We start from the raw sequence: 12,010 nt of genomic DNA, 5'->3' as shown, positions 1-12,010 counted from the left end.
TCTGGCAACCAGACGACTCAACGAGGAGCGCCGCATGACCGAACAATCCCCTGACAGCCCCCAGGATCGGGCGCTCGCCGCCTACCTCGAATCGGTGACGGACGATCCGGATGTGCTCGCCGTGATCGCCGTCGGTTCGCACGCGCGCGGCACGGCCCGCATCGACTCGGATGTCGACGTGTACCTCATCACGACGGACGACGCCTTCGAGAAGGCGATCGCCGCCGACCGCATCGCCTGGATCGACCGTCACGACGTCGACTACCCCGGCGGCTACATCGACATCAAGCTCGCGTGCCCCGCCTATCTCGCCGCGGCCGTCGAGCGCGCCGACGATCCGACGCGCGCGTCGTTCGAGGGTGCGCGCGTGGTCTTCGAGCGGCCCGAAGCGGTCGGCATCGCCGCGCTCATCGCCGAGATCGCGACGCTGCCGGCATCCGCGTGGGACGGCCGCATCCGCTCGCACGTCGCGCAGGCCCGGCTGCACGGGCGCTACTTCCTCGGGCAGGCGGTCGCGCTCGGCGATCCGTTCCTCACACAGCACGCCGCGTCGCACCTCGCGCTCGCGGCGGCGCGGGCCGCCTTCGCCGCGAACCGCACGCTGCTGCGGGGCCCGAAGTACGTCTCGGCGACGCTCGCCGCGGTCGAGACCCCCGCGGGATTCGTCGAGGCCTGGGATGCCGTCGTCGAGCGTTCCACGGTCGACGAGCTGACGGCCGCGAACGGCCGAGCCCTCGTCGCGATGCTCGAGGAGTGGCTCGGCGACCGGGCCCCGGGTGAGAACGCGCTGTCGACGTTCATCTTCGACAACGAACTCGCGTGGCTGAGAGGCACGGTTCCGGCCGAGTACTTCTGAGCCGGCCCGGCCCCGGCGCCCGCCGACCGGGTGAGGGGCGAGCGGCCCGCGGCTCACGCCGCGGGCCGTCGTCGTGTTCACGGTGACCTCAGCCCTTGACCGCGCCACTCGTCATACCGGCGACGATCTGCCGGTTGAAGAAGATGTACATGATGAGCGGCGGGATCGTGATGAGCAGGATGTTCATGAACAGCAGGTTCCACTGGTTGAGCGTCTGACTCTGGAAGTTGTAGAGCGTCAGCTGCACGGTCGCGTTCGCATCACCCGGCAGGAAGTACAGCGGCCCGGTGAAGTCGTTGAAGACCGCGACGGCCTGCACGACGATGACCGTCACGATGACGGGCTTGAGGAGCGGCAGCACGACGGTGAAGAACAGTCGCATGGGACCGGCGCCGTCGATGATCGCGGCCTCGTCGAGTTCGCGCGGGATCGTCGAGACGAACGCGCGGAACAGCAGGATGCAGAACGAGAGGCCGAACGTCGCCTCGATGAGGATCATGCCGGGCATCGTCTTGAAGATGCCGAGCGCCTGCATGACCCAGATCGTCGGCACGACCGCGGGCGGCACGATGAGACCCGCGAGCACGAAGAAGTTGATCCACGGGTTCCACTTCGAGGAGCGCCGCTGCAGCACGTAGCCGACCATCGCCGCGAAGATCACCATGATCGCGACGCTCGTCACGGTCAGCACCGTCGAGTTGACGAATGCGCGGAGCACCATGAAGTTGCGCGTCTCGATGACCGCCTGGAAGTTCTCGACGATGGCCCACTGTGCGGGGAGCGAGAACTCGAGGAGCGACGACTCCTGCGACGTCTTCGCCGCGGTGAGGAAGATGAAGGCGAAGGGCACGAGGAAGACGAAAATCGAGGCGATGACGGCGACGATGCCGAGCGCGTACTTGCGCATGAACTTCGCGAACGTCATCGGCTGCCGCGGCAGCTTGAGGGGCTTGAGGTCGGCGTGCTCCGCCGTCGTGATGGATCGCGTGACGCTCATGACTCGACCTGCCTGCGGTTGAGGAAGTAGGAGATGGGGACGATGATCGCGGTCACCACGAGGAACAGCACGACGTTGCCGGCGGTCGAGAGACCGTAGAAGCCGGCTTGGTACTGCTTGTAGATGACCGAGGCGATGACGTCGCTCGTGAAGCCCGGCCCGCCCTTCGTCATGGCCCAGATGAGCTCGAACGAGCGCAGACCGCCGATGAGCGAGAGCAGCACGACGGTCGCGGTCGCGGGGCGCACGAGGGGAAGCGTGATGTGCCAGAAGTTCTTCCATGCACCCGCGCCGTCGACCTTCGCCGCCTCGTAGTACTCCTGCGGGATCGCCGCGATTCCGGCGATGTAGATGAGCGTCGCGATGCCGACGCCCTTCCAGACATCCACGAGGGCGACCGAGAAGAGCGCCCATGCCGGGTCGGTGAGCCACCCGGGGCCCTGGATGCCGATGGTGGCGAGCGTCTGGTTGATGAGGCCGTCGAACGGGTCCATCAGCACCTTGAAGGTGATGCCGATGCCGATCGTCGAGACGAGCACGGGGAAGAAGATGACCGAGCGCAGGTACCCGCGGGCGGCGATCTGCGAGGTGAGCAGCACGCCGAGTCCGAGGCCGAGCACGACCTTCAGGGCCGACGTGATGAAGCCGTAGATGAAGGTGTTCGTGAAGCCCTGCACGAGCATCGGCTCGGAGAAGAAGGTGACGAAGTTGTCGAAGCCGATGAACTCGATGTCGAACAGCGACCACCGGGTGAGGCTGAAGTAGAACGACGCGAACGTCGGAACGGCGAAGAGGATGACGTAGAGCACGCCCGACGGAATGAAGAACCACGTCGGATAGATGCTCTTCATGGGCTTCCGCTGGGGCGGGGGAGCCTCTGCGACTCTCGGTGTTCTCGGCGCGGTCGTCGTCGTCATCGCATCTCCATTGATGTCGGGGGAGTGAGGGGGCCGGGCCGCGCCTGGCGGCGCCGACCCCCTCCGGGGTGAGCTGGGACTAGTGGCGGCCTACCAGCCGTCGAGCCCGAGCTGCTGAGCCTGCTTCTTGACGTCGTCGTCGTAGAGAGCTGCGCCGTCGGCCGCCGAGCGGATGCCCGAGCCGACCTCCACCGTGATGTTCTCGAGGTTCGGTCCCTTGATGGGGGAGAGGAACTCGAGGGCGGGGTTGGTGTTCCCCTCATCGAAGTAGACCTGCAGGTCCTGCACGAGCGCGGGCACGTCGTCGGGCAGCGAGCAGGCCGATGTCGCGAAGGGGCCGCTGACGGACAGGACGGAGGTCTGGATCTCGCATCCTTCTGCGGAGTTGGCGAATGCGATGAACTTCTTCGACGCTTCGAGCTCGGCACCCTCGGTGGTCTTCGGAATGTACATCGCGTTCGGGAGCCACACCGTGAGCTTCGTGTCTGCCGCGTCCTGTGCGGGGAAGGCGAATACGCCGACGTCGTCGACATTGTCCGCGTAGTTCTGCGCGATGGCGGAGACGGCTCCGGTCAGGATCGGGTATTGCGCACCTTCGCCGGTGGCGACCATTCGCACGCCGTCATCGTAGAGCGCCGAGGCGAAGTTCGGATTGAACCAGCCCGCCTTGCCGGCCTCTTCCTGGTTGTCGAACGCCTGGAGGCCCGGCTCGTCGGCGTACTTACGCTCGCCGGCCGTGTACTTCTCCGCCCAGTCCGGGTCTTGCGCGAGAACGTTCCCGAAATCGCCGAGCACGAAGAGCTGACTCGTCCAGGTGTCGCCGTACGTTTGGATGATGGCGGGGATGCCTGCCGCAGAGATCGCATCATTGTTCGCTGCGAATTCCGACCATGACGTCGGCACGCTGAGGCCCAGTTGCTCGTAGATGGGCTTGTTGTACAGCACGGCCCCGGCCTGCGATGTGCCGAACGGAGCGCCGTAGAGACCGTTCTCGGTGGATACGACGGTCTTCATGTCGTCGGTGAGGTCGGCGACCCATGCCTCGTCGGACAGATTCACGAGGTACTGATCGGGGTTCAGTGCTTGCAGCAGCGAACCCGAGTTGTAGTAGAAGACATCGTCCATCTCGTCGGTCGATAGTTTCGTCTTCATGAGGTTGTCGCCCTCGGTGCCGGCGGGTTGTGTCTCCAGGTTCACCGAGATGTCGGGGTTCTCGGCTTCGAACGCTGCGATGAGCGCCTCAGCCGAGGCGATGTTCTGATCCGAGTTCTGCGTCAGGAATGAGATCGTCGTGCCACCGTCTCCGCCGTCACCCGCGCTGCACGCAGCGAGGGGAAGAACGAGGGCGGCGGCACCGACGAGGGCGAAGACGCTCTTCTTCATCGAACTCCGAGAGTTCATACCTTTACCTCCTTGTAAAGCAGCGATCCGGCGTCATTGCCAGGGCTGTGCTGTGCGCCGTATTGAAACGGTTCAACATTCGTAAGGTACGACCGGCGGCGAATGCAGTCAATCGATAAATGTAACGATCGGGTAACGCGGTCGACCGGTTCTTCCCCCTTATCCGAGGCACGCAAGAGGGGCCCGGCGCGGCGGTTGACATTCGACCTTGAATCGTTTCAGGATTAAGCCGTGCGCAATGGTGCGCCACCGAAAGGACAGGCCATGACAGCCCTCCCGAACGCGTCCGAGCCCGACTCGTCGACGCGGATCATCTCGATCCGATCGCAGTTCGCGCCGGGCCAGCTCGGAGTCCCCCTCCTCGTTCCGCGCCTCTCGTGGCAGGTCGAGTCCGACCGCCCGGATGCCCGTCAGCACGCCTACCAGCTGGCCGAGCGCAGTTGTTCGGGCGACTGGGCCGTCGCCGAACCGGTCTCGAGCGCCGACCAGACCGGCATCCGCGGTGCGAGCGCCCTCGAGCCCCGCGAACGCCGCGAGTACGCCGTGCGCATCGACGCCGGTGCCGGATGGAGTGCGTGGAGCGAGCCCGTCGCGATCGAGGCCGGAATCCGAGGCAGCGACCTCGTGGCGTCGGTCATCGACATCCCGAGCGAGATCGCCGGGCCCAACCCGATCCTCCGCCGCGAGTTCACGATCGACGGCCCCGTCGGCGAGGCCCGCTTGCGCCTCAGCGCGCTCGGACTCGTCGACGCGCGGCTCAACGGTCATCCCGTCTCCGACGCCCTGCTCACGCCGGGCTGGACGAGCTACGACGGGCGCGTGCTCGTCGATACATACGATGTCTCGGGCCTGCTCCGCAGCGGCCCGAACGTGCTCGTGCTCGAGGTCAACGACGGCTGGTACCGCGGCCGCATGGGCTTCGCGTCGCGCACCGCGATCTACGGCGACCGCATCGGCGCCCTCGCCCAGCTCGAGATCGACGGCGACGTCGCCCTCGTGACCGACGACACGTGGCGCGGCGGCTTCGGCGCCGTGCAGACGGCGAGCATCTACGACGGCACGACGATCGACCTCCGCGCCGACGACCCCGCCGTGCACGACGCCGGCTTCGACGATTCGGGCTGGCAGCCGGCATCCGTCGTCCCCGTCGATCGCGCGATCTTCGCCCCCCGCGTCGCCCCGCCCGTGCGCGTCATCGAGCGCCGCCCGATGACGGTCGACGAGCAGAGCGACCGCGTCGTGCTCGACTCGGGCCAGAACGTCTCCGGCTGGGTGCGACTCGTCGTCGACGGCTCGGCGGGCGACACCGTGACCGTGCGCCACGCCGAGGTTCTCGAGCCCTCGGGCGCGCTCCACACGGCGGCCCTCCGCTCGGCCCGCGCGACCGACGTCTACACGCTCGCCCGCGACGGCGAGACGGTGCTCGAACCGACGTTCACGTTTCACGGCTTCCGATACGCCGACGTCGTGAGCGACGCGCGCGTCGTCTCGGCCGAGGCCGTCGCGATCTCGAGCGACCTCGCGCCGCGCGGCGAGTTCCGGTCGTCGCACGAGGCGCTCGACCGCTTCCACTCGAACGTCTTGTGGTCGCAGCGCGACAACTTCGTCTCGGTGCCGACCGATTGCCCGCAGCGCGACGAGCGGCTCGGCTGGACGGGCGACGCGCAGGCGTTCGCCGCGACCGCCAACACGCTCCTCGACACCGAGTCGTTCTGGCTCTCGTGGCTCGTCGACCTCGAACTCGACCAGACCGACGAGGGCGGGGTCGCGTCGGTCGTGCCCGACATCATCCGCCCCGAGGACATGCTCATGGGCGGCACTCCGACGAACCCCATGGGTCGCGCCGGCTGGGCCGACGCGGCGACGATCGTGCCTCTCGCCGTCTACGAGTCGTACGGCTCGACCGAGGCGCTCGAGCAGCAGCTCGGCAGCATGCGTCGCTGGGTCGAGCACCTGCGGAACCGCGCGGGCGACGGCGTCGTGCTGCCGACCGAGCCCTTCCAGTACGGCGACTGGCTCGACCCGGATGCCCCGGGCGAGCGCCCCTGGGAGGCCAAGGTCTCGAGCGACTACGTCGCGAACGCGTTCTACGCGCACTCGGCACGACTGCTCGCCCGCGCCGAGCGACTCGTCGGCGACGCCGACCGGGCGTCCGACGCCGATGCGCTCGCCGATCGCGTCGCCGCCGCGACCTGGACAGCGTGGGGCGACGAGGCGATCACGACGCAGACGGGTGCCGCGCTCGCCCTCGAGTTCGACCTCGCTCCGGCTGAGCGCCGCGCCGAGATCGCCGACGCGCTCGCCGCGAACGTGCGCGCCGAGAACGGCCGCATCGCGACGGGCTTCCTCGGCACGCCGCTCGTGCTCTTCGCGCTCTCGAACTCGGGCCACCTCGCCGAGGCGTACCTCATGCTGCTGCGGCGCGACGCCCCCTCGTGGCTCTACCAGGTCGACCGTGGAGCGACGACGGTGTGGGAGCGCTGGGACGCGATCCTGCCCGACGGCTCGATCCACGGCGGAGCGATGGATGCCGGTTCGGGCGACGGCGGCGGGGGAAGCATGCTCTCGTTCAACCACTACGCCTACGGCGCGATGATCGACTGGGTCTACCGCACGGTCGCGGGCCTCGCGCCCGACGCCGACGAACCCGGCTACCGACTCGTGCACGTCGCCCCGCGCCCGGCCACCGGTCTCGAGCACGCCGCCGCATCGATCGACACGCGTCTCGGTCGCCTCGCGATCGAGTGGACCGTCGAGAACGGCTCGCTCGTCATCGATCTCACCGTGCCCTTCGGCTCGCGCGCCGCCCTCGACCTTCCGGTCTCGCCCGAGTCGACCGTGACGATCGACGGCGCGACGGATGCCGCGGGCGAGGTCGGCCACGGCATCCACCAGATCGTCGTCACGGCGCCCGTCGTCGTCGAATCCTGATCCATCCCACCGATACCGACTCCAAGGAGCCCTTCTCTCGTGAGCCATGCATCGCCCCGCGTCATCCGCATCGACACCGATGCCCCCTACGGAAGCGACGTCGTCGCCTCGCCGACCCCGGTCCTCAGCTGGATCACCGAGGTCGAGACGCCGTCCTGGCGGCAGTCGAGCGCCGAGATCGTCGTCGAGCGTGAGAGCGGCGCCGAGGAGGCCCGCATCGACGGCGACGCCTCGGTGCGCGTCGCGTGGCCGTTCGCGCCCCTCGCCCCGCGCGAAGAGGTCGCGGTGCGCGTGCGCGTCTCGGGACTCGACGGTGTCGCGGGCGACTGGAGCGAACCGCGTGCACTGCGCGGCGGCTTCCTCGCCGAGGGCGAATGGATCGCGGCATCCATCGGCCTCGCCGAACCCGCCGCGGCCGCGCAGCCCGCGTACCTCCGCACCGAGTTCGAACTCGGCGATGGCGTGCGCCGGGCGACGCTCTACGCGACGGCGCTCGGTGTCTACCAGGTCGCCCTCAACGGTGACGACGTCGACGACCAGGTCATGAAGCCGGGCTGGACGCCGTACCAGTTCCGCCAGATCCACGAGACGACCGACGTCACCGACCTGCTCGTCGGCGGACGCAACGCGCTCGGCGTGCGACTCGCGGGCGGGTGGGCGACCGAGGAGTTCGGCTTCCGCGAGAACGCCCGCACGTTCTACGCCGAGCAGCCGTCGTTCGCCGCCCAGCTCGTCGTCGAGTACGCCGACGGGTCGAGCGAGACGATCGTGACGGGCACGGACTGGCGTGCGGCGACGGGGCCGCTCGTCTCGAGCAGCCTCTACCAGGGCGAGCACTACGACGCCCGCCTCGCGATCGACGGCTTCGCGCGCGTCGGCTTCGACGACTCGGGCTGGGCCCGGGCCGCGGCCGGCGATGCGATCGTCACGCCCGAAGCGCGCACCTCCCCGTTCGTGCGCCGCATCGAGGAGCGCCCCGTGGTCGAGGTCACGACGTCGCCGAGTGGCGCGACCCTGCTCGACTTCGGCCAGAACCTCGTCGGGTGGCTGCACCTCCGCGTCTCGGGCCCCGCGGGCACCGTCATCACGCTGCGTCACGCCGAAGTGCTCGAGCACGGCGAGCTCGGCACGCGCCCGCTGCGCGCCGCCGCGGCGACCGACTCGTACACGCTCGCGGGCGGCGGCGTCGAGGAGTGGGAGCCCGAGTTCACCTTCCACGGCTTCCGCTACGCCGAGATCTCGGGCTGGCCGGGTGAGTTCGACCCCGCGGATGTCACGGCGATCGTCATCCACAGCGACATGGAGCGCACGGGATGGTTCGAGACGAGCGACCCGCTCGTCTCGCAGCTGCACGAGAACGTCGTGTGGGGCCTTCGCGGCAACTTCCTGTACCTGCCGACCGACTGCCCGCAGCGCGACGAGCGCCTCGGGTGGACGGGCGACATCCAGGTCTTCGCGCCGACCGCGAGCTTCCTCTACGACGTGCGCGGCTTCCTCGACTCGTGGCTCGACGACCTCGCGCGCGAGCAGGAGAACGCCGACGGCATCGTGCCGTTCATCGTTCCGAACGTGCTCGGCCCGGCCCGGCCCGCCGCCGCGTGGGGCGACGCCGCGACCGTCGTGCCGTGGGTGCTCACCGAACGCTTCGGCGACGTCGACACGATCGCACGCCAGTACCCGAGCATGACGAGCTGGGCCGACGCGCTGCTCGACATCGCCGGCGAGCGGCGCCTCTGGGAGGGCCGCTTCCAGTTCGGCGACTGGCTCGACCCCGACGCGCCGCCCGAGCAGCCCGCCGATGCGAAGACCGATGCCGACATCGTCGCGACCGCACACCTCTTCCTCTCGACCGACCTCGTCGCCCGCGCGGCCGAACTGCTCGGCCACGAGGACGACGCGGTGACGTACCGGGCGCTCGCCGAGGAGGTGCGCCGCGCGTTCCTCGACGAGTACGTCACACCGTCGGGCCGCATGGTCTCCGACGCGCAGACGGCCTACGCGATGGCGATCCGCTTCGGCATCGCGCCCGTGGAGCAGCACGCCGCCCTCGGTGCGCGCCTCGCCGAGCTCACGCGACGCTCGGGCTACCGCATCTCGACGGGCTTCGTCGGCACGCCGATCATCCAGGACGCCCTCACCGAGACCGGCCACGTCGACACCGCGACGCGACTGCTGACCCAGACCGAGAACCCGTCGTGGCTCTACCCCGTCACGATGGGTGCGACGACGATCTGGGAGCGCTGGGACTCGATGCTGCCCGACGGCACCATCAACCCGGGTCAGATGACGTCGTTCAACCACTACGCGCTCGGGGCCGTCGCCGACTGGCTGCACCGCGTCGTCGCCGGTCTCGCCCCCGATGAAGCGGGCTACCGCGTCATCCGCATCGCCCCGACCCCGTTGCCGGGCTTCGACCACGCCGCCGCCGAGCACCACACGCCCTACGGCACCGCGCGCGTCGGGTGGCAGCGCGAGGGCGGACGCATCCGCATCGAGGCGATCGTGCCGCCGAACACGTCGGCTCGCGTCGTGCTGCCGGGCGGCGAGGAGCTCGAGGTGGGTTCGGGCGAGCACGAGTGGACGGTGGATGACACGGTCGTGACCGCGCCGCCGGCATCCGTCAGCCTGCAGTCGAGCCTCGCCCAGATCGTCGACGACCCCGCAGCCTACCGGGCGGTGCTCGACGTGCTCGAGGCCAGGAAGCCCGAGGCCGCCGAGGCGCTGCGGCTCCGCACACCGTGGCTGCCCGATCGCGAGCTCGGCGAGACGCTCTCGAACCGCACCGGCACCGACGTGCAGGAGGCGGTCGCCGACGCCCTCGCAGCCCTCGACGCCGAGCGGGGCGTCGCCCGATGAGCGCCGAGAACCGCCGTCGCGTCATCGTCAACACGGATGCCGCGAACGAGGCCGACGACCAGTTCGCGATCGTGCACGCCCTGCTGTCGCCGACGCTCGACGTGCGCGGCCTCATCGGAGCGCACTTCGGCGAGGGGCGGAGCGCTCAGAGCCAGAAGGACTCGCGCCTCGAGATCGACAAGCTCATCGACCTGCTCGGCGGGTCGGACGTCACGGTCGCCGACGGCGCGCCGCACGCGCTGCCCGACGAGACGATGCCCGTCGACTCGCCCGGCGCCCGCCTCATCATCGAGGAGGCCCACGCGACGCCCGACGTGCCGGCGGGATCCCGCACCGAGGAGCCGCTCTACATCGCGTTCCTCGGGCCGCTCACCGACATGGCGTCGGCGCTGCTCCTCGACCCGTCGATCGCGGATCGCAGCATCGTCGTCATCTGGATCGGCGGGCCCGCCTACGGCGACCTCGTGCACGTCGGCGCCTCGCCCGAGTACAACCTCGGCAACGACATCCATGCCGCGAACGTCGTCTTCGACTCGGGTGTCACCGTGTGGCAGGTGCCCGCCTCGATCTACCGGCTCGTCAACGTGTCGTACGCCGAGCTCGAGGCTCGCGTCGGCCCGCACGGCGCACTCGGCCGCTACCTCGTCGACCAGCTCATCGCGTGGAATGCGCGCTGGCATCCGCGCCCCATCGAGAGCCGCTCGCTCGGAGACTCACCCGCGATCGGACTCATGCTCGAGCCGTTCTCGGGAGTGTTCCGGCCGCAGACGCCCGTGCGATTCACCGCCGCGGGCGACTACGAGCCGTCGTCGAAGCCGCAGCGGATCTTCGTCTGCGAGCAGGTCGACACGCGGTTCCTGCTCGAAGACATGTTCGCGAAGATCGCGCGGGCGTCATGAAGCAGACGCGCTCGTGAACCGATGCCCTACACTCTCGCTCATGCCGCTAACGAGCAGGGGGTGCTGGGCATGGCGATGAGTGTGCGCGATGTCGCGTCGGCGGCCGGCGTTTCCGTGGGAACCGTTTCCAATGTGTTGAACAGACCCGAGAAGGTGTCGCCGACGACCGTCGCGCGAGTTCTCGCGGCGATCGAAGACCTCGGCTTCGTGCGCAACGACGCCGCGCGACAGCTGCGCGCCGGTCGCAGCCGGTCGATCGGGCTCGTCGTGCTCGACGTGCGCAACCCGTTCTTCACCGACGTCGCGCGCGGAGCCGAAGACCGCGCGGCCGAAGACAACCTCGCCGTGCTGCTCGGCAACAGCGACCAGAACTCGGTGCGCGAGCGCTCCTACCTCGATCACTTCGAGGAGCAGCGCGTGCGCGGCGTGCTCATCTCGCCGCTCGACGACGACCTCCCCGCGCTCGAACGCATCCGCTCCCGCGGCATCCCCGTCGTGCTCGTCGACCGCGAGGCCGGCGACCAGAGCTTCTCGTCGGTCTCGGTCGACGATGTCGTGGGCGGATACCTCGCCGCGAAGCACCTGCTCGACATCGGCCGGCGTCGCCTCGCGTTCGTCGGCGGGCCCGAGGCGATCCGGCAGGTGAGCGACCGGTACGAGGGTGCGGCGAAGGCCGTCGCCGAGGTGGAGGATGCCGCCCTCGAACGCATCGGCACCGACGCGCTCTCGGTGCTCGAGGGCCGCGCCGCGGGTGAGGCGATCATCGCGCGCGACCCCGCCGACCGACCGGATGCCGTGTTCGCCGCGAACGATCTGCTCGCGATGGGACTGCTGCAGGCGCTCACGATGATGCGCGACGTGCGCGTGCCGGGCGACATCGCCCTCATCGGGTACGACGACATCGACTTCGCGTCGGCGGCCGTGGTGCCGCTCTCGTCGATCCGTCAGCCCGCCGCGCTCATCGGGTACACCGCCGTGCAGTTGCTGCTCAAGGAGACCGAGGGCGAGTCGACCGAGCACGAGCACATCGTCTTCCAGCCCGAGCTCGTCATCCGAGCCTCCACCGCCGGCTGACCCCCGCCCGAGCGTACTTACACGTCTCGGCGTCACGACACGCTGGGTAAGTCCGCGATGACCAGCGTGTCGTGACGCC

The 12,010-nt window shown here is 69.2% G+C and carries 8 protein-coding genes; 5 read left to right on the top strand and 3 right to left on the bottom strand.

The genetic code is table 11. From position 1 onward, the window contains the following. The first annotated feature begins 34 nt into the window (after positions 1 to 34). Complete coding sequence (locus BJ972_RS10385) at positions 35 to 856, top strand: nucleotidyltransferase domain-containing protein (RefSeq protein ID WP_129172513.1); 822 nt, start codon at positions 35 to 37, stop codon at positions 854 to 856. Between the two features lie 88 nt (positions 857 to 944). Here the strand turns inward: BJ972_RS10385 and BJ972_RS10380 are convergent, their stop codons facing one another. The 3 genes from BJ972_RS10380 to BJ972_RS10370 all read right to left on the bottom strand — a co-directional run bounded on the left by BJ972_RS10380 (position 945) and on the right by BJ972_RS10370 (position 4,171). Further along, on the bottom strand, positions 945 to 1,763 hold the full coding sequence (locus BJ972_RS10380) for a carbohydrate ABC transporter permease (RefSeq protein WP_241830716.1): 819 nt from the start codon (positions 1,761 to 1,763) through the stop codon (positions 945 to 947). Positions 1,764 to 1,849: 86 nt separating this feature from the next. Continuing rightward, the gene (locus BJ972_RS10375) at positions 1,850 to 2,704 is read right to left on the bottom strand and encodes a carbohydrate ABC transporter permease (protein ID WP_206736464.1); all 855 of its coding nucleotides are present in this window, start codon (positions 2,702 to 2,704) and stop codon (positions 1,850 to 1,852) included. A gap of 156 nt (positions 2,705 to 2,860) precedes the next feature. Continuing rightward, positions 2,861 to 4,171, bottom strand: a complete 1,311-nt coding sequence (locus BJ972_RS10370; RefSeq protein WP_129172516.1) for an ABC transporter substrate-binding protein — start codon at positions 4,169 to 4,171, stop codon at positions 2,861 to 2,863. A gap of 264 nt (positions 4,172 to 4,435) precedes the next feature. On the opposite strand from BJ972_RS10370, the gene BJ972_RS10365 reads away from it, so the two are divergent. The 4 genes from BJ972_RS10365 to BJ972_RS10350 all read left to right on the top strand — a co-directional run bounded on the left by BJ972_RS10365 (position 4,436) and on the right by BJ972_RS10350 (position 11,931). Beyond that, a complete protein-coding gene (locus BJ972_RS10365) occupies positions 4,436 to 7,102 on the top strand; it encodes a family 78 glycoside hydrolase catalytic domain (protein WP_129172517.1) in 2,667 nt (888 codons plus the stop codon). A gap of 39 nt (positions 7,103 to 7,141) precedes the next feature. Then, on the top strand, positions 7,142 to 9,958 hold the full coding sequence (locus BJ972_RS10360) for a family 78 glycoside hydrolase catalytic domain (protein WP_206736465.1): 2,817 nt from the start codon (positions 7,142 to 7,144) through the stop codon (positions 9,956 to 9,958). Then, positions 9,955 to 10,857 (top strand): nucleoside hydrolase, encoded by a 903-nt coding sequence (locus tag BJ972_RS10355; protein ID WP_129172518.1) that lies wholly within the window; start codon positions 9,955 to 9,957, stop codon positions 10,855 to 10,857. Before BJ972_RS10360 ends, BJ972_RS10355 begins: the two co-directional genes overlap by 4 nt. Positions 10,858 to 10,926: 69 nt before the next feature. Then, positions 10,927 to 11,931 carry a LacI family DNA-binding transcriptional regulator gene (locus tag BJ972_RS10350; RefSeq protein ID WP_129172665.1) on the top strand — a complete coding sequence of 335 codons (1,005 nt, stop codon included), beginning with the start codon at positions 10,927 to 10,929 and terminating at the stop codon, positions 11,929 to 11,931. Positions 11,932 to 12,010 lie beyond the last annotated feature (79 nt).

This window comes from Agromyces atrinae (assembly GCF_013407835.1).
GTDB classification, from domain to species: domain Bacteria; phylum Actinomycetota; class Actinomycetes; order Actinomycetales; family Microbacteriaceae; genus Agromyces; species Agromyces atrinae.
Note: the sequence above shows the minus strand (reverse complement) of the source record. Positions and strands in the feature narration are given on the sequence as shown.

Coding starts and splice junctions, on each gene's coding strand:
- BJ972_RS10385 (WP_129172513.1), top strand. CDS start 35: ATGACCGAACAATCCCCTGACAGCCCCCAGGATCGGGCGCTCGCCGCC.
- BJ972_RS10380 (WP_241830716.1), bottom strand. CDS start 1,763: ATGCGCAAGTACGCGCTCGGCATCGTCGCCGTCATCGCCTCGATTTTC.
- BJ972_RS10375 (WP_206736464.1), bottom strand. CDS start 2,704: ATGAAGAGCATCTATCCGACGTGGTTCTTCATTCCGTCGGGCGTGCTC.
- BJ972_RS10370 (WP_129172516.1), bottom strand. CDS start 4,171: ATGAACTCTCGGAGTTCGATGAAGAAGAGCGTCTTCGCCCTCGTCGGT.
- BJ972_RS10365 (WP_129172517.1), top strand. CDS start 4,436: ATGACAGCCCTCCCGAACGCGTCCGAGCCCGACTCGTCGACGCGGATC.
- BJ972_RS10355 (WP_129172518.1), top strand. CDS start 9,955: ATGAGCGCCGAGAACCGCCGTCGCGTCATCGTCAACACGGATGCCGCG.
- BJ972_RS10350 (WP_129172665.1), top strand. CDS start 10,927: ATGGCGATGAGTGTGCGCGATGTCGCGTCGGCGGCCGGCGTTTCCGTG.